Below are 18,164 nucleotides of genomic sequence, written 5' to 3' on the forward strand. Positions count from 1 at the left end.
TCTTGTCGTGGGCTTGCCACTCGTCAATTTCACACCTTCGCCGATACCAGCGATTTCCATTTCAATCAAACTAGGTCACCATTTCCCGCTGACGATGCTCTCGGACGACGATCGGAACCTTACATATACCGACCGCCGCCAATTGCGCGTTGGCCCGGTTGCCCCAAGCCCGCCCAAGGGCTATCAACACGCAGACGCAAATCACGAGGTTGCCGATGACCACTGCCCCCAAACCTGTCGTCCTGTGCATTCTTGACGGCTGGGGGATCGGCCCGACCCCAGATTACAATGCCCCAGCCCTTGCCAAGACGCCGACTTTCGACGCGCTGATGGCCACTTGTCCCAATGCCACGCTCACGACCTTTGGCCCCGATGTCGGGCTTCCCAAAGGGCAAATGGGCAATTCCGAGGTGGGTCACACAAACATAGGTGCGGGTCGCGTTGTCGCGATGGACCTGGGGGCAATTGATCTGGCCGTTGAAGACGGAAGTTTTGCCCGGAACGAGGCACTTTTACACTTCGTCAAGACCGTAAAAGCCAAAGGCGGCACCGCACATCTGATGGGCGTCGTCTCGGATGGCGGCGTTCACGGTCACATCAACCACGTGATTGCAGCCTGCAAGGCGATCACCGAACAGGGTGTTCCAGTCGCGCTTCACGCCATCACCGATGGCCGCGATGTTGCCCCCTCCTCTGCCGCGGCATTTGTCGCAACCTTGACCAAGTCCCTTCCCGCCGGCGCAAAGGTCGCGACCGTGATCGGACGTTATTGGGCTATGGATCGTGACAACCGTTGGGAACGCGTCAGACGCGCCTATGCCGCCATGGTCAAGGGCGAGGGCGACAAGGCCGCGACCGCAGATCAGGCCGTCGCCGACAATTATGCGGCCGGAAAAACCGACGAATTCATCGAACCCACCGTGATCGGTTCCTATACTGGGGCCAAGGATGGTGATGGCTACTTCTGTCTGAATTTCCGCGCCGACCGCGCCCGTGAAATCCTTGCCGCTATTGGCGATCCAGCCTTTGACGCCTTTGAAACCGGCGCCCGACCCGCATGGTCCGCGCTTCTTGGCATGGTCGAATATTCCGACAGCCACAACGGTTACATGCAAACCGCTTTCCCAAAGCGCAACATCGTGAATTGCCTTGGCGAATGGGTCTCCAAGCATGGGCGCAGCCAGTTTCGTCTGGCCGAGACCGAAAAATACCCGCATGTCACGTTCTTCCTGAACGGCGGGCGCGAAGTCAGTTTTGATGGCGAAGACCGCTTCATGCCGAAATCGCCCAAAGTAGCGACCTACGATTTGCAGCCGGAAATGTCGGCTCCCGAAGTCAGCGACAAATTGGTCGAAGCCATCGAAAAGCAGTACGACCTGATTGTCGTGAACTTTGCCAATCCGGATATGGTTGGCCATACCGGCATTCTAGAGGCCGCAATCAAGGCCTGTGAATCCGTTGACGCCGGGCTTGGCCGCACGGTCGAAGCTCTCCGGAAAGTCGGCGGGGCCATGATCGTTACGGCAGATCACGGCAATTGCGAACAGATGTGGGATCCGGTGACCAACGGCCCGCATACGGCCCATACTGTGAACCCAGTTCCTGTGATCCTGTTCGGCGGCCCCAAAGACGCAAAGCTGCGTCAAGGTGGACGACTTGCGGATCTTGCGCCAACGCTGCTTGATCTGATGGGCCTGCCTCAACCCTCCGAAATGACCGGGCTTTCTCTTTTGAAATGATCCGAAGCGCGATCCTTTCCCTCTGTCTTTTGCTGGCCCAACCCGTTGCGGCCCAATCGGTTGCAGATGAGGCTGCGGCGGCCTCTGCCGATCTGAAACAAGCCGTCGCCGATCTGCAAGAGGCAAAAGGCGCGCGTGACCGCGTGGCCGCCCTGACGCGAACGATCCGCGCCTACGAAGACGGGCTCGCGGCCCTGCGCGAAGCATTGCGTCAGGCGCATCTGCGCGAGGCCACGCTTGATTTGCAGTTTCAGGCGAAACGGGATTCAGTCGCGCAATTGCTGGGCGTTCTCAGCCAACTCGAAGCCCGCCCCGGGCCTCTGTTACTTCTGCATCCGTCCGGCCCGTTGGGAACCGTTCGCTCAGCCATGATGCTGGCCGATGTTACGCCTGCTCTTCAGGCCGAGGCGGAAAAGCTGCGCGCAGAGCTGACGGAACTCCAAGAACTTCGCACGCTTCAACAAGCGGCCGGGGAAACGCTTGCTTCTGGCCTCGCCACCGCGCAAGACGCCAGAACAGCCCTTAGCCAAGCGATTTCAGACCGATCAGAATTGCCGAAACGCTTTACTGAAGACCCAGAAACGCTGCGGGCCCTGCTGGAAAGCGCCGATACTCTTGAGGCCTTCGCCACGGGCCTCACCTTGGACGATTACCAGCCCCAGGAATTCGTCGACGCCAAGGGACGCTTGCCTCTTCCTGTCATGGGAACATTGTTGCTGCGCCCAGATGAGGCTGATGCAGCAGGGGTTCGAAAGCCGGGTGTCACATTGGCCACACGGGCAACCGCCTTGGTCACAACACCTTGGCCCGCCACTTTGCGCTATCGCGGCCCACTTCTCGACTACGGAAATGTGATCGTTTTGGAACCCGGTGGGGGCTATCTTCTGATCCTTGCCGGGCTAGACATTGTTTATGGAGAAGTTGGCGAAGTCTTGGCTGCTGGCGCACCCTTGGGCCTGATGGGCGGTGGGGAACCCGGAGTTGCCGACTTTCTGGCCTCGGCGCAAGAAGGTGGTGGCGCCCAAGGTTCAGAAACGCTTTATATGGAACTCAGAAAGGGCGCAGACCCGGTTGACCCGACCGAATGGTTCGCCGCACTGAAGGAATAGGACGACGGAATGAAGAAAGTCGCAATGGCCGTCTTGGGCGGAACAGTCGCCGGAGCCCTTCTGACCACACAGGTCGCAGGCCCCCTGATCGCTCAGGAAAACGCGCGCAATGCCAATGTCTATGAACAGCTTGACCTGTTCGGCGACATCTTCGAACGCGTCCGCGCCCAGTATGTCGAGGAAGTCGACAGCCAAAAGCTGATCGAAGCAGCGATCAACGGCATGTTGACCTCGCTTGATCCACATTCCAACTACATGGCCGCGGATGATTTCTCGGACATGCGCGTGCAGACCCGCGGCGAATTCGGCGGTCTTGGCATCGAGGTCACGCAGGAAGAAGGCTTTATCAAAGTCGTCTCGCCAATGGATGACACCCCGGCGGACGAGGCCGGGATCGAAGCGGGCGATTTCATCACCCATGTCGATGGCGAGTCGGTTTTGGGCCTTTCGCTCGATCAGGCCGTTGACAAGATGCGTGGTCCGGTCGGATCAGAAATCATCATCACCGTCGTGCGGGAAGGTGTTGCTGATCCGTTCGATGTCTCAATCATCCGTGACACCATCAAACTGACAGCCGTTCGTTCGCGCGCCGTAGGCAATACGGTCGTCCTGCGGATCACCACCTTCAATGACCAGACCTATCCGGGCTTGGAAGAAAACCTTGCCAAAGAAGTCGCAGCCCTTGGCGGCATCGACAATGTCGATGGTTTCGTGGTCGACCTTCGCAACAACCCCGGCGGCCTTCTGACACAGGCGATCAAAGTGTCGGACGCCTTCCTTGAAACCGGCGAAATCGTTTCGACCCGTGGTCGTTCGGCCGCTGATGGCGAACGGGTGAATGCCGCACCGGGCGATCTGGCACAGGGCAAGCCGATCGTTGTGCTGGTCAATGGCGGCTCTGCTTCTGCATCCGAAATCGTGTCCGGCGCCCTGCAAGACCACCGCCGCGCCATTGTCGTCGGCACCAAGACCTTTGGCAAAGGCTCGGTCCAGACCATCATCCCGCTCCGCGGCGATGGAGCCATGCGGCTGACCACAGCGCGCTATTACACCCCTTCGGGCCGTTCGATTCAGGCGCTTGGGGTGATGCCCGATATCGTGGTGAACCAGCCGGCCCGCGACCCGAATGCCGCTGAAAAGCCCGAGGAAGAAACCAGCGCCGCCCGCAAGCAAACCACCGAGGCCGATCTGCGCGGCGTCTTGTCGAATGACTCGATGACCGAGGACGAGCGCAAGCTTCTGGAAGAAGAGCGCGCCCGCACCGAAGAAACGGCCAAGCTGCGCGACGAAGATTATCAGCTGGCCTATGCCGTCGACATCATCCGCGGCTTGGCCGTGGTTTCTGTCAAACCCTGACCTTCTGAAGGGCGGCGTGACCTTTCGGCCCGCCGCCCGGACATCCATTCATGACGATCGATCCGAATAGCCTCCCCTATCGCCCTTGCGTTGGCGTGGTGCTGATCAATACCGATGGCAAGATCTGGGCCGGCCAGCGCATCGATGCGCCCGCCGGCACAGCCGCATGGCAAATGCCGCAAGGTGGGATTGACGAGGGCGAAAAGCCGCGGGAGGCCGCTTACCGGGAACTCTGGGAAGAGACCGGCGTCACACGCGACCTGGTTGAGTTCATCGGGAAGACACATGGTTGGGTGAATTATGACCTGCCACCCGAACTTTTGGGCAAAGTCTGGAAAGGCAAGTATCGCGGCCAAAAGCAGAAATGGTTTCTGTTTCGCTATCTGGGCCGCGATGACCAGATCATCATCGACCGCGAGCATCCGGAGTTTTCCGAATGGAAGTGGATCGGGGCAGAAGAAATGGTCGCCTCAATCGTCCCGTTCAAACGCGCGGTCTATGAGGAAGTGGTCAAAGCCTTCCGGGCGCATCTGGCAGATTGAGACGGACCACGCCGGACACTCGCAAGGGGGCTCTGCCCCCTTGTCGCATTTTGGCAAGGGCCAAAATGCTGACCCCCGGGATATTTGAGCCAAGATAAAGGAAGGCACGGAAGGCCTGCGGCGGTGTGATGGGGTGAAGCCCTCTCCCCGGCAGGGCCGCCGAGAGGGGGCTCGATGCCCCCCGAGGTGGCAGCCGCCCGACGTATCCTCAGATCGGTTGTCCGTTCAGCAGTTTCGGCAAGTCGCCTGTCAGACCCGCCGCTTGGCGCATGAAGCCACGGCGCAGGCCGGGAATGGCCGAAACCATCCCCATGCCCAGATCGCGACCAAGGCGAAGGATCGGATTGTCATTTGAAAACAGACGGTTGACCGCATCCATACCCAAGGCCAGTGTGGTCGCATCAAACCTTCGCCAGCGCTGATAGCGTTCCAGCACGTCAATGGCGCCAATGTCTTCGCCCCGGCGCGTGGCCTCAATCACAACCTCGGCCAAAGCAGCCACATCCCGCAGGCCCAGATTAAGCCCTTGCCCGGCAATCGGGTGCACGCCATGCGCGGCATCGCCAACCAAAGCCAAGCGGGGCATCACAAACTTCTCAGCAAGGCTCAGCGTCAGCGGATAAGTGAACCGCGCACCGGCAAGTTTGATCTCACCAAGGAAATCGCCAAACCTTGGGCGCAATGCCTGCAGGTACCCCTCATCCTCCAAGGCTTGGATCGCGGCGGCAGAGGCATCCGTCTCACTCCAAACGATCGAAGAATGATGCCCACCCGGAAGTGGCAGAATGGCCAAGGGTCCAGACGGCATGAAGAATTGCTGCGCAGTGCCTTCGTGGTTCTTTTCGTGCCAAATCGCCGTGACAAGGGCCGTTTGGCCATAGCCCCAGCCCTGACGGCGGATGCCCGCACGGGACGCCACGCCTGATCCACGGCCATCGCATCCCACCAAAAGCCGTGCCGAAAGAACGCGGCCAGAGCCGAGGGTCACCACGACGCCTTCTGCACCGATCTCTTGCCCTGTGACCGTTTCGCCGGACATCAGGGTCACATTGGGCTCAGCCTCCATCGCCTCTAGAAAAGCGCGATAGAGATGCCGGTCTTCCAGCATAAAGCCCATCGGGCCTTCCTCGATCTCGGCACTGTCGAAATGCAGAAACCAAGGCGCGGCGCCGTGGCCCGCATGGCCATCGCTCGCCTTGATCTGGCGCATCGGCTGTGCCTTGTCGGCTACCTTGTCCCAGACCCGGATCACTTGCAGCAAACGCCGCGAGGCGAGGGCCAGCGCATAGGCCCGTCCATCAAAGCCTGCCTCTGCCCGTGCCGGGGCCGGACGGGCATCGACCACGGTCACCCGCAGCCCCCCTTGCGCCAAAGCCAAGGCCAAGGCCGGGCCATTCAAGCCGCCGCCCGCAATCACGATATCTGCATCACGTTCCATAGCCGCCAATATGGCGCAACAGGCGGGATTGTCCATGTGCCGTCCTGCCGCTACCGTGCCGTGAAAGCCAAAGGGAGCATGGCATGTCAAAGACTTGGGCAAATATGACGGCCGCAGAATTGGGGGCGGAAATCGAAGCAGGGCGGATCAATCCGGTTTCGCTTTGCGAAATGCAGTTAGAGGCCATTGAACGGCATCCGCTGCGAGACCGCATCTATGCCCGCGTCATGCCCAATCGCAGCCGCGCCGAGGCGATGGCCGCCACCGGGCGCGCAAGGGCGGGCCTAAGACGAGGTCCGCTGGACGGGGTTCCGATCAGTTGGAAAGACAATTTCGACACCGCTGGCCGTCAGACCGAGGCTGGTTCTGCCCTGCTGAAGGACCGGATGCCGACAGCTGATGCCGAAGTGCTGCGGATGGCCACGCTGCAAGGCACAGTCTGTCTGGGCAAGACCCACATGTCTGAACTGGCTTTCTCTGGTCTGGGACTGAACCCGGTGACAGCGACCCCGCCCTGCATCAATGACGACGATGCGGTTGCCGGCGGTTCCTCCTCGGGCGCGGCGACCTCGGTCGCCAATGGGCTGGCCCCTGCGGCCATCGGCACAGATACAGGCGGATCGGTCCGGATTCCCGCCGCATGGAATGATCTGGTTGGGGTGAAAACCTCTCTGGGCCGCCTGTCCTGCAAAGGGGTCGTTCCACTCTGTGAGATGTTCGACACCGTCGGCCCCCTTGCCCATACGGTTGAAGATTGCGCGCTCTTGTTCGCGGCTCTGTCCGGAACAGCAGCCCCCGACCTCAAGGGCGCAAGCCTGACCGGGACGCGCCTTCTTGTTCTTGAAACCGTGGCCTTTGACGACATCCGCGACCGCCCGGCCCAAGGGTTTGACGATGCCATTGCGCGGTTGGCGCGGGCCGGGGCACGCATCGAACGCGGCAGCTTTTCGCTGCTTGCCGAGGCGATGGCGATGGCTGGGCCGCTGTTTACAGCCGAAGCCTATGGCATCTGGCGAGACAAGATCGAGGCCGCGCCGGACAAGATGTTCCGCCCGATCCTTGAGCGGTTCCGCACGGGGGCCGATGTGAAGGCCGCCGATTATGTGGCGGGTTGGCGCCGATTGCACCAGATCCGCGCCGCATGGAAAGACCAGATGTCGGCCTATGACGCGGTGCTTGTCCCGACCTCTCCGATCCTGCCGCCGAATGCACAGCGCCTTATGACGGACAACGCCTATTATGTGACCGAGAACCTTCTGGCCCTGCGCAACACCCGCATCGGCAACCTTATGGACCAATGCGTCGCGACTTTGCCCACTACGCAACCCTCTTGCGGGCTGTCGATCATGACCCCACCCGGCACCGAAGAACGGCTGTTGGTGCTGGCAGCCGCAGCGGAACACGCCTTGCGATAGCCAACAGCCCCAGAGGACAGAACGTACAGGGCGAAAAAGCCACAATCGGCGTGGTCTAACCCATCAGGATAGCGCGTTTTTCTGGACCTAGCGCAGCCTGATCGCTAAGCTTGCTCAAAACGGGGCGATACGACCCCGATGCACGAGGCAGTTATGGCATTTCCTGAGCGGTTTTCGAACCTGCCAGATTACGCGTTTCCGCGGTTGCGGAAGCTTCTGGACGCGCACACCCCCGGCGGCGACCCTATTGCCATGACCATTGGCGAGCCGCGTCACGCCATGCCGGACTTCGTTGGCCCCATTCTGGCAAACAGCCTTGCGGGCTTTGGCGTCTATCCCCCGAATGATGGCACGCCGGAATTGCTGGCCGCCATTTCGGCATGGATCGCGCGTCGCTACGGCGTTGATGTCGCGGCAGATCGCATCATGGCGCTGAACGGCACGCGGGAAGGCCTGTTCAATGCGGCCATCGCATTAGCCCCGGAAGTGAAGAACGGCAAAAAGCCGGTCATCCTGATGCCGAACCCGTTCTATCAGGTCTATGCGGTTGCGGCCCTGACCGTGGGGGCGGAACCGATTTATGTGAACGCCTCGGCAGAAACCGGTTTCTTGCCTGATTACGAAAGCCTGCCTGCCGAAATCCTTGACCGTGTCACGGTGGCCTATCTCTGCTCGCCCGCCAATCCGCAGGGGGCAGTCGCACCTGAAGATTACATCGCACGCATGCTCGCCTTGGCCGAAAAGCACGATTTCCGGGTCTTCTTCGACGAATGCTATTCCGAGATCTGGCGCGATGCCCCACCACCGGGCGCGCTTCAGGTATCCGCTGCTACCGGGGCCGACCCCGAACGTGTGGCCGTGTTTCATTCCCTGTCGAAACGGTCGAACCTTCCCGGCCTGCGCTCCGGCTTTGTTGCCGCTGGCCCGGCCAGCATGGCGCGCATCCGCCAGCTTCGCGCTTTCGCCGGTGCGCCTTTGCCGCTGCCGATCCAGCGCGTGTCCGAGGCCGCATGGGCCGACGAGGCGCATGTCACCGCTTCGCGCCAGCTCTACCAGCAAAAATTCCGCCTCGCGGATGAAATTTTTGCGGGCCTGACCAATCGCGCTTCGCCCGAAGGTGGCTTTTTCCTTTGGCTTCCCGTGCCGGATGGCGATGGCGAGGCCGCAGCCCTGAAACTTTGGCGCGAAACAGGGGTGCGGGTTCTGCCCGGCGCTTACCTCTCGCGCGACACCGCCTCGGGAAATCCGGGCAAATCCTTTATCCGGGTGGCGCTTGTCGCCCCCGAAGATGAAACCCAACGCGGGCTGACCAAGCTGCGCGATTGTCTCTACGGTTGAGGTAAGTCCATGGCATCCATCCACGCCCGTCAGCGCGACCCGCTTCTGGACCAAGGCACGCAAGCCATGCTGGAAAAGCGTGGCAAAGAGCTTTTGGGTCTGGCGTTGATCCTCATGGCCGTCGCCTTCGCCTTGATGCTGGGCAGCTACTCGCCCAAGGATCCCGGCTGGATGGTCGCAACCGAAGAACCCGCACAGAACCTCTTGGGCCGGTTCGGGGCCGCAATGGCCTCGACGCTGATCATCATCGGCGGCAAGGGCACATGGATGATCCCGCTGATCCTTGGCACTTGGGGCCTGCGCTTTGTCACCCATCGCGGTGCTGATCGCGCGGTCGGGCGCATCGTCTTTGCGGTCATCGCTGTCGCCGTCGCCTCGGTCTATGCCTCGACCCTGACACCGGGTGCTGACTGGCCCCATGCCTTCAGCCTTGGCGGCCTTTTCGGCGACACCGTTGCAGTGGCCTTGGTCAATATCCTGCCCTTCGGTCTGGCGGCCAATCTGAACATCCTGTCGCTTGTCCTTGGTCTGCTGACCTTTGTCATGGGGTTCTGGGTCACGGGCTTCACCCTGCTGGAGCTTCGCGCACTGACCCGCTTCCTGACCAATGGCACCATCTACGCTTATGACGGCACCGTCTCGCTGATGGGGCGCGGAACGGCGCGCGCGGCGGGTGCTGCTGCGGATGCCATGGAATACCGCCGCGCGGCAAAGGCCGAAGCGGCCGCAATGCGCGACGCGCAAGTGACCGAAGAATGGCAACCAGAGCCGATGGTCCAGACCCGCGCAGGCCGTGTGCAACGCGCTGCCGACCCCGATACCGGGGCCGAGGACTGGGGTCGTCCGGCCTCTCTGGGCGGTGCGCTGCGCGCCGATCCGCGTTATCCCGAACCGATGGCCGCCGCCGCCCATTACGCTCCGCCGCGGGAACGCGCGGGCCTATTGTCGCGCATGCCGCAACTGATGCGCCGCGTGGCAGAACCCAACCTTGAACCGGAACTGGTGGAAAACCCCTCGCTTTCGCATTTCGATGCCGAGCCGCCCAGCGATGACCGCATCAAGGCCCGGATTTCCGATGCCATCCGCAACCGCGTTCGCCAGCCTGCCTTGGCCTCGAACCCGGTCAGCGCTGCCGTTCAGGCGCGTCGCGAACCGCCGGTGGCGCGGATGGATCAGCCCCGCAGCCTGACCCAGCGTCTGCGTGGCCCACAACCCCTGATCGCCGACACGCGCCGCCCTGTTGCCCCTCTGGGCGCGATGGCCGAACCGCCGATGACCGCGGCTCAGCAGCCCGTCAGCTTTGGCCGTGTCCCCCCTGCCCCGCCGATTGCTGCGGAAGAATGGGAAGACGATTCCAATCTCTTCGAAATGGCCGATCATGCCGATGATCTGGATCCACCGCTTGACGCTTATGAAGCCGATGCCGACTGGATGCCGGATGCGCGTTATACGCCATCGGATGTTGACGACGATCTGGACGAGGTCGACGACGAAGCCTTCACTCCGCCGCCCGCCCGTCCTTCGGCCCCTCGTGTGGCCCCGGTCATTGAAACCCGCAAGGCCGTAGTTCAGCACGCACAGAAAAAGCCGATCACGCCCTCGCGTCAGGCGATGGCCGAGGCCCAGCCGCGACTGCGTTTTGACGAACAGGTCAGCGAACCCTACGAACTGCCGCCGCTCTCGCTTCTGGCGTCGCCCACCACCATCGTGCGCCACCAGCTTTCCGACGAAGCCTTGGAAGAAAACGCCCGCATGCTGGAATCGGTGCTGGATGACTATGGCGTAAAGGGCGAAATCGTTTCCGTCCGCCCCGGCCCTGTTGTCACCATGTACGAACTGGAACCGGCCCCCGGCCTTAAAGCCAGCCGCGTGATCGGTCTGGCCGATGACATCGCCCGCTCGATGTCGGCGCTGTCCGCCCGTGTCTCCACCGTTCCGGGCCGGTCAGTCATTGGTATAGAACTGCCCAACGCCACCCGCGAAAAAGTGGTCCTACGCGAAATCCTCGCGGCCCGCGACTTTGGCGATTCGAACATGCGCCTGCCGCTCGCCCTTGGCAAAGACATCGGTGGCGATGCGATCGTCGCAAACCTCGCCAAGATGCCCCACCTTCTGATCGCGGGCACCACCGGCTCGGGTAAATCCGTCGCCATCAACACCATGATCCTGTCGCTCCTCTACAAGCTCACGCCCGAGGAATGCCGCCTGATCATGATCGACCCGAAGATGCTGGAACTGTCGGTCTATGACGGCATCCCGCATCTGCTCTCTCCCGTTGTGACCGACCCGAAAAAGGCCGTCGTCGCGCTGAAATGGGTGGTGGGAGAGATGGAAGAGCGCTACCGCAAGATGTCCAAGATGGGCGTGCGCAACATCGAAGGCTATAACGGCCGGGTGCGCGAAGCACTGGCCAAGGGCGAGCTTTTCAAGCGCACCATCCAGACCGGCTTTGATGAGGAAACCGGCGAACCGGTCTTTGAAACCGAAGAATTCGCGCCGCAGGTCTTCCCCTATATCGTCGTCATCGTCGACGAAATGGCCGACCTGATGATGGTCGCCGGCAAGGAAATCGAAGCCTGCATCCAGCGCCTTGCCCAGATGGCCCGCGCCTCCGGCATCCACCTAATCATGGCCACCCAGCGCCCCTCGGTCGACGTCATCACCGGCACGATCAAAGCCAACTTCCCCACCCGGATTTCCTTCCAGGTGACGTCCAAGATCGACAGCCGCACCATCCTTGGCGAACAGGGGGCCGAACAGCTTCTGGGCATGGGCGACATGCTTTACATGGGCAACGGTGCCAAGATCACCCGTATCCACGGCCCCTTCGTTTCCGACGAAGAGGTCGAGGAAATCGTCAACCACCTCAAGAGCTTTGGCCCGCCGAAATACATGTCCGGCGTCGTCGAAGGCCCCGATGAAGACTCGGCCAGCGATATCGACATGGTCTTGGGCCTTGGCGGCAATACCGATGGCGAAGACGCGCTTTACGATCAGGCCGTGGCCATCGTCGCCAAAGACCGCAAATGCTCCACCTCCTACATCCAGCGCAAACTGGGCATCGGCTATAACAAGGCCGCGCGGCTGGTCGAACAGATGGAAGAACAGGGCATCGTCACCGCCGCCAACCATGTCGGCAAACGCGAAATCCTGATCCCCGAGGCGTAACGACTCGCCCCTTGCCTGCGCCAAAACGCCCGCGCTTGCCGCGGGCGTTTTCAGTTCAAGCCAGAAAAACCCAGTCCCCCGAAAGCAGCGAAAGAATAATTCTTTCCTATCGTATCAATATTTTAGCCCCAGAAACACGACGCGTTCCGGAATTTCCTCGCTACTTTCGCCAAGGACGTGTATACGGCTCCTGCAACTCGATTTTTCGGACCTGTTCCTACCGGCTCAGCTTTCGATCTACAGCTTTGCCGGGCTGCCATATTCTATGGGCGGCATTATCAAAAGGAATACCACGATGGCCAACGGCACCGTGAAATGGTTCAACGCCACCAAAGGCTTCGGCTTCATCGCTCCGGCAGGCGGCAGCAAGGACGTTTTCGTCCACATCTCCGCTCTGGAACGCGCAGGCATCCGCGGCTTGAATGACGGGCAAGCTGTCACCTTCGATCTGGAAACCGATCGTAACGGTCGCGAGTCGGCAACGAACCTCGCAATCGCATAATAGCCTTCGGGCAAATCACACAGGCAGGGTCGGGTGATGCCGATAAGGCAAGTCCCGCCCGCCACACAGCCGGTGCCGTCCCTGACGCGCGCCGGTTTCTTTTTTTGAAAGCATATCACTTGATAGAAATGAACTGGGGGGCGCCGCTCTCCTTCGTCGTCTCGCCCGAGGGCGAGATCCAGAAATTCAGCACCTTTGAACAAGCTCGCTACTGGCTGCGCCGCAAATGGCCGGTGAAAGATGACGCACAGGTCAGCGCCTTGGCCCGGATCGAGCAGGCCATGGAATGTGTCGGCTCTGTCGGCACGGCCCGCCGCGCATTTATCTCGGCCGCCCGCTCAGCGGGCTTTGTTCCCGAACACCTGATCACCTCCGGCGCGCAATAATCCCGCAGCGCCTTGCCGGGCGCTACACGCGCGCTATTTAGCGCAACAGAGCCCGGCTCGAATACCCCTGGTTCCACGATGGCGACGGTCGCGGCACGACCGGCCAACCCAATATTCAAGGCCTCAACCGGTCAAATCCTGCTTGGCCATCCATAGGGTAAATGACGTATCCGCCCCCCCGATCTCGACGACCCGGATGTCGTGCATCAAGACGCCAAGGCCGTGCTCACTGTCCCACTTGCATTCGAATTCGTAACCCACATAGGGAATTCCATCTCTCGAGATTGGGTGAACGTGAACTGTTCCAAGCTCAATCAAATGCGCCAGTTCCTCCGGCGACGTGATCGTTGGCAACTCTTCCTCGTTTTCCTCAAGGCCATAGTCTTCAAAATACTCACGCCGATAGGTTGGATAGGCGTCAAAGATCGCCTTCAACACCACGGGCTTTTGTTTTTCAGTGTTTTCAGCGATCCACCTCGCCAAAGCAAGGTCGTCATCAGTCATCGGCGCGTCATCTCGCCCCTCTGGCGCAAAGACCAATCGGGTCGCACGGCTTTGGTTGTACTCTGACCATGCAGGCAGCTGGACATCCGCAACCCAGAAAAACTCGTCGAATTTGAACTTCACAGCACGGCCTCCTGCCACCTGGCCCAACCGGATGCTATGGCGCGGCACCCGCCTCCGCAAGCTGCACCGCTTGGCCCCTGTCCGTCAGGCTTCGAACTTTGCCCGCCGCCGGATGGCCTCCCATTCCAGCACTTCCTCGCCCTGCCCCGTGGCGATGGCACTTTGCGCGATGGCGCGGCCCAACACCTCGACCGCGATACCGCGAAACCTGCGCAAACTGCCCACCATGATCGGATGCAGCTTGGGCCAGACCGCCAGCATCAGCCCCTGTGACCAGCCATAGCGGTTTCCCGGCGTCAGGATCATGCTGGGGTGGAACAGGCTCAGACCATTGAACTTCAGCGCCCGCAGCCCGTCCTCCAACTGCCCCTTGCCACGCAGGTAATAAGACCGCGACGTGGCATCTGACCCGACCGAGGCCAGCAACACAAACCGCCCCACCCGTGCCTTGCTGCAGGCCGTTGCAAAGGCCAGCGGAATGTCATGATCCACCCGCTTAAACTCCTCCCGCGTGACCTTGGTCGGCTGGCCCACACCCAGCGTGCAAATCGCCACCTGATGGCCCGCCAGCAGGCCCGCATAACTGGCCGCATCTTCCAGATCGACGACATGCTGCGAAAGCTTGGGATGGGTCACAGCCACCGGCCTGCGGCCCAAGACGGTCACCTGCGCCACTTCGGGCATGTCCAGCAACCGCTGCAAGGCTTGCCCGCCCACAGCACCAGTTGCCCCCATCATCACCACTGAAGCCATCGACCGACACGCCCCTCGTTGCCGCCGCGTCTTGCGGTCACGGCTTTCTCTCTTGGCAGATGGAAGCGGCCTTTTCATCCCGCAACCCCTAACCCTGCTCCATATCCTCCACCACCCCGTCCAGCATGCCCAAAAGCAGCGCCTGAATGCGGTCCAACCGCGCGCTGGCCTTGGCATAGGCCGCATCGCCCGCCTTGCCGCCTAGCGCCATCAGGCGGTCCAGTTCCGGCTTTTCCTTCATATAGGCTTCCATCTCGCGCAGATATTCGGCCCGCGCCTCTTGGCCGTGATCCACCTCCGCCGCGCCCTTTACCACCCCCGCCAGCCGCGCCAGCATGAAACAGCGCAGCACCGCGTTGATCCGGGTCAGATAGCCCGCCCCCATAGCCTGAAAGAACTTCAGCACATCCTCGTCCAGCCGGATCGAGATATGGCGCTTTTTCGGCGTGGGGTCTTCGGCGGCGATCTTGTGCCAGCCCGCCGGAATACGGGCCGAATCTGTCAGCCCCCAGCGCAGGTCTGCTTCCAGCCCCTTCATCACCTCGGCCATGTGATGAAAGGCGGCACGCTGTTTGGTCTCGGCTTGGGTCATCTGCGGCATTTCGGGGGCCCTCGTTTCGGAACAGGTCCAACCTGCCCCCGAGCACCCTGACAAAACCCTTACCCACCGCACGGTAACCCGTCGGCCCCCGGAAAACCCCATGCCAGAGCTGTGCCAGACCTGTGCCCACGGGAATCCCACGGAAAAACCACGGATATCCCACGCAAAACACACGGCCCTTTTGGGGCTGTTGTTCTGATTTCTGATCAAAGGGGAAAGTGGCGGACCCGGAGCGATTCGAACGCCCGACCCTCAGATTCGTAGTCTGATGCTCTATCCAGCTGAGCTACGGGTCCGTCGTGGGGGCGGATTTAGCCCCCCCCGCCGGGGTTTGCAAGGGCAAAAGTCACGAAATCTCATCAAGCTGTTTCGGAAGGCGGATCAGGAACTCCGTTCCCTCCTCATCCGAACGTGTCAGTTCCAGTTTTCCGCCATGGCCGCGCACCAGTTCCGCCGCGATCACCAGCCCCAATCCGGTGCCGCCCTTGCGGGCATTGCCTTGAAAAGCCTCAAACAAATGCTCTTTCGCCTTTTCCGGCAGCCCCGGCCCGGTATCCCCGACCCTGATCCACCATTCACTTTCATCCTCGCCTGCGGCCAGTTCTATGGTGCCGCCCTTGCCGGTGGCTTCAATCGCCTGGCGGGCGTTGCGGACAAGGTTGTCGATCACACGCAACAGCTGTTCCGAGTCGGCCCGCAAGATCAAACCGGGCGGCGCGTCGATCAGGCAGTTAACCTCACCTTCACTCGATAGCCCTTCTCCTTCGGCCACGTCCTCCAGCAGCGGGCGGATCGCAAACCGGTCCAATCGCGGCGGCGGCTCCTCTGCCTTGCCAAAAGCAAGGGTCGATTCACACAAGTTCACAGCCCGAGTGATTGAGTTCACGAGTTTCGGGGCCGACCTTGCCACGATCGGATCAGCGCTGTCTTCGATCCTGTCGGCGAAAAGTTGGGCCGTTGTCAGTATGTTACGCAGGTCGTGGCTGATCTTGGCCACTGCCCCTCCCAACTGGGCCAGTCGTTCCTTTTGCTTCAATGCCCCGGTCAATTGCCGCTGCATCTGCTCCAAGGCCTCTTCGGCCATCCTCAATTCTTCAACCCCAGCCGAAGGCGCAATCACCCGCCGCGCATCTTCCGGCGCTTCGGCATAGGCCAGCATGTGGCGCACTACCCGCCGGATCGGCCCCACGATCATGGTTTGAACCGAGATGAACAACAGCACCGCAGTCACCGCAGAAATCAGCGCCGACAGGACAAGGATACGAATGCCATAGTCGATCATGGCCCTTCGCAGAGGCCCTGTTTCCATAGTGATTTCAATAAGAAGGCCAGCCTGCTGCACCGGGTTTCCGATCACCCGGATCACCCGGTTCTCTGGGTTGATCATCACCTCAATCGCATTGCGGATCAGCTCCCAAGGGCCTGAAAGCCGCAAGTCGTAGGTCGCCGCAATTTCGGATGGAATGGGAGAGGACAAGACAAGCTGCCGAACTTCATCGCGCCTTAGAACGACGTTGAACACCTCGGCATTGGTCAACAGTTCCTTTTCCAGATCGGGCGCAATGGTCTCATCAGTCGTCAAAAGCGCCAGTGAGGCGATTTGCGCCTTTTCCAACCGCTGCATCAGATAGTCGGCACGGAACCGGGCAATTGAAGGCACAAAGATCAACACTTCGGCCAGCATCACAAAGGCGACCGTCAACAAAAGGAAACGTCCGGAAAGGGTTTTAAAGAACCGGCCCTTCGTCACACTGTCTCCCTTTGCACCTCGTCACGGCAGATAGCGCTGAACCAGCCCAACCACCCGTTTCAGCAAAGGATTATCAAAGAGTTTGGGAGAAAAATAGGCTCCTGCCGCACGTTTGCTGATTTCCCCCATTGTCGGATAGGGGGCGACCATTCCGGCGATGCTTCCCATCTTCAGGCCTGAGGAAATCGCCAAAGCCCAAAGCCCGATCAACTCGCCAGCCATTGGTCCGGCCATACTTGCCCCCACGGGTTTGCCCTTGACGACCATCACCTTTAGCAAACCTTTTCCCTTGCCTTCAGCCAAGGCGCGGTCGTTGTGGCGGAACTCTTGCCGCAAGACTGTCAGCGCCTCACCATGCGCCTTCTTCGCCTCGGCCTCGGTCAATCCCACCTGCGCCAGTTCTGGGTCTGTGTAGGTCGCCCAAGGAATGTGGCGCATCGTTGCTTTGGCGGGTAGCCCAAGCACGATCTGACGGATCACCACCCCCGCGTGATAGCCAGCAACATGGGTAAACTGAAGCCCCCCCGCCGCATCGCCAATCGCATAGACCTTGCGGTTCGAAGCCCGAAGCGAGGCGTCAACCTTCACCCCCTTCCGATCATAACTCACACCAGCCACTTCAAGGTTCAGCCCGTCCAGATGAACTTGCCGACCGACCGCGACCAATAGGTGACTGCCCGAGACCGTCCGGCCATCGCCAAGGCCGACATCAATGGCACCGGCAGACCCGGAAACGGAGGTGACAGGGCTATTCTCAAGAATCTCAACGCCTTCCCCGCGCAGATTCTCCAGAACCACCGCTGCAAGCTCTGGATCACCCCTGCCAAGTGCCTTGGCTCCCTCAACGACCGTCACCTTGCACCCCAAACGCCGATGCGCCTGCGCCATCTCCATGCCGATGGGACCGCCGCCGATCACGATCAGATGCTCGGGCCTTTCCCTCAGCGCAAAGATCGTCTCGTTTGTATAGTACGGCAGGTCGGCAAGCCCTGGGATCGGCGGAACAAAGGGGCGGCTTCCTGTGGCGATCACAAAACGGCGGGCTTTGATACGCTTATCTCCGGCCTCCACCATATCAGGCCCGACAAAGCGCGCCCAAGCACGGATGACAGTGCAGCCAAGCCCCTCGAACCGTTCTTGGCTGTCCACGGGGGCAATCGTTTCGATCACCTTGAAAACATGGTCTTTCACTGCCGCGAAATCGACCTGCGGTTCCACCGGAGCAATGCCAAAGGCGACACCGCTTCGCATCGCATGCGCGGCCTTTGCGGCGGCAATCAAGGCCTTGGACGGCACGCAACCCGAATTCAGGCAATCGCCACCCATTTTTCCGCCTTCGATCAGCACGACACGCGCGCCCATCTGAACCGCACCAGCTGCCACAGAAAGCCCGCCAGAGCCCGCCCCGATCACGCAGATATCTGTCTCGATCTTTTGCAA

At 60.9% G+C, this 18,164-nt stretch carries 15 protein-coding genes and 1 tRNA gene; 9 read left to right on the plus strand and 7 right to left on the minus strand.

Annotated features, from left to right (window positions below; translation table 11 throughout):
• Positions 1 to 215: 215 nt before the first annotated feature.
• The 4 genes from gpmI to ACSBLW_RS10265 are packed head-to-tail and all read left to right on the plus strand — an operon-like array spanning position 216 to position 4,746.
• Entirely contained in the window at positions 216 to 1,739 is a 1,524-nt protein-coding gene (gene gpmI, locus ACSBLW_RS10250; protein ID WP_435256534.1) for a 2,3-bisphosphoglycerate-independent phosphoglycerate mutase, read from the plus strand.
• The gene (locus tag ACSBLW_RS10255; protein WP_435256535.1) at positions 1,736 to 2,848 is read left to right on the plus strand and encodes a murein hydrolase activator EnvC family protein; all 1,113 of its coding nucleotides are present in this window, start codon (positions 1,736 to 1,738) and stop codon (positions 2,846 to 2,848) included. The genes gpmI and ACSBLW_RS10255 overlap by 4 nt, the downstream gene beginning before the upstream one ends.
• 9 nt (positions 2,849 to 2,857) lie before the next feature.
• A complete protein-coding gene (locus ACSBLW_RS10260; RefSeq protein ID WP_435256536.1) occupies positions 2,858 to 4,204 on the plus strand; it encodes a S41 family peptidase in 1,347 nt (448 codons plus the stop codon).
• Positions 4,205 to 4,254: 50 nt separating this feature from the next.
• A complete protein-coding gene (locus ACSBLW_RS10265; RefSeq protein WP_435256537.1) occupies positions 4,255 to 4,746 on the plus strand; it encodes an RNA pyrophosphohydrolase in 492 nt (163 codons plus the stop codon).
• 208 nt (positions 4,747 to 4,954) lie between these two features.
• Here ACSBLW_RS10265 and ACSBLW_RS10270 read toward each other — a convergent pair whose 3' ends face one another.
• Positions 4,955 to 6,184 carry an FAD-dependent monooxygenase gene (locus ACSBLW_RS10270; RefSeq protein ID WP_435256538.1) on the minus strand — a complete coding sequence of 410 codons (1,230 nt, stop codon included), beginning with the start codon at positions 6,182 to 6,184 and terminating at the stop codon, positions 4,955 to 4,957.
• A gap of 83 nt (positions 6,185 to 6,267) precedes the next feature.
• Here ACSBLW_RS10270 and ACSBLW_RS10275 point away from each other — a divergent pair, with 83 nt between their 5' ends.
• From ACSBLW_RS10275 to ACSBLW_RS10295, 5 genes are all read left to right on the plus strand, one after another.
• Positions 6,268 to 7,599, plus strand: a complete 1,332-nt coding sequence (locus tag ACSBLW_RS10275; protein WP_435256539.1) for an amidase — start codon at positions 6,268 to 6,270, stop codon at positions 7,597 to 7,599.
• Positions 7,600 to 7,752: 153 nt separating this feature from the next.
• Complete coding sequence (locus tag ACSBLW_RS10280; RefSeq protein WP_435256540.1) at positions 7,753 to 8,937, plus strand: aminotransferase class I/II-fold pyridoxal phosphate-dependent enzyme; 1,185 nt, start codon at positions 7,753 to 7,755, stop codon at positions 8,935 to 8,937.
• A 9-nt stretch (positions 8,938 to 8,946) separates the two neighbouring features.
• Positions 8,947 to 12,105: a DNA translocase FtsK 4TM domain-containing protein gene (locus ACSBLW_RS10285; protein ID WP_435256541.1), complete on the plus strand. Its 3,159-nt coding sequence runs from the start codon at positions 8,947 to 8,949 to the stop codon at positions 12,103 to 12,105.
• A 295-nt stretch (positions 12,106 to 12,400) separates the two neighbouring features.
• Positions 12,401 to 12,607 carry a cold-shock protein gene (locus tag ACSBLW_RS10290; RefSeq protein WP_435260087.1) on the plus strand — a complete coding sequence of 69 codons (207 nt, stop codon included), beginning with the start codon at positions 12,401 to 12,403 and terminating at the stop codon, positions 12,605 to 12,607.
• Positions 12,608 to 12,735: 128 nt separating this feature from the next.
• Positions 12,736 to 12,993, plus strand: coding sequence for a DUF982 domain-containing protein (locus ACSBLW_RS10295; protein WP_435256542.1), 258 nt, complete (start codon positions 12,736 to 12,738; stop codon positions 12,991 to 12,993).
• A gap of 123 nt (positions 12,994 to 13,116) precedes the next feature.
• Here ACSBLW_RS10295 and ACSBLW_RS10300 read toward each other — a convergent pair whose 3' ends face one another.
• From ACSBLW_RS10300 to ACSBLW_RS10325, 6 genes are all read right to left on the minus strand, one after another.
• On the minus strand, positions 13,117 to 13,620 hold the full coding sequence (locus tag ACSBLW_RS10300; protein ID WP_435256543.1) for a DUF6985 domain-containing protein: 504 nt from the start codon (positions 13,618 to 13,620) through the stop codon (positions 13,117 to 13,119).
• 84 nt (positions 13,621 to 13,704) lie between these two features.
• Complete coding sequence (locus ACSBLW_RS10305) at positions 13,705 to 14,451, minus strand: NAD(P)H-binding protein (protein WP_435256544.1); 747 nt, start codon at positions 14,449 to 14,451, stop codon at positions 13,705 to 13,707.
• Between the two features lie 10 nt (positions 14,452 to 14,461).
• Positions 14,462 to 14,974 (minus strand): BrnA antitoxin family protein, encoded by a 513-nt coding sequence (locus ACSBLW_RS10310; RefSeq protein ID WP_435256545.1) that lies wholly within the window; start codon positions 14,972 to 14,974, stop codon positions 14,462 to 14,464.
• 219 nt (positions 14,975 to 15,193) lie between these two features.
• Positions 15,194 to 15,270 (minus strand) — tRNA-Arg (locus ACSBLW_RS10315).
• 50 nt (positions 15,271 to 15,320) lie between these two features.
• Positions 15,321 to 16,658, minus strand: coding sequence for a sensor histidine kinase (locus tag ACSBLW_RS10320; RefSeq protein WP_435260088.1), 1,338 nt, complete (start codon positions 16,656 to 16,658; stop codon positions 15,321 to 15,323).
• Between the two features lie 87 nt (positions 16,659 to 16,745).
• Positions 16,746 to 18,164, minus strand: coding sequence for a dihydrolipoyl dehydrogenase family protein (locus ACSBLW_RS10325; protein WP_435256546.1), 1,419 nt, complete (start codon positions 18,162 to 18,164; stop codon positions 16,746 to 16,748).

This window comes from Thioclava sp. FR2, from assembly GCF_051200875.1.
In the GTDB taxonomy this organism is placed as follows: domain Bacteria; phylum Pseudomonadota; class Alphaproteobacteria; order Rhodobacterales; family Rhodobacteraceae; genus Pseudotabrizicola.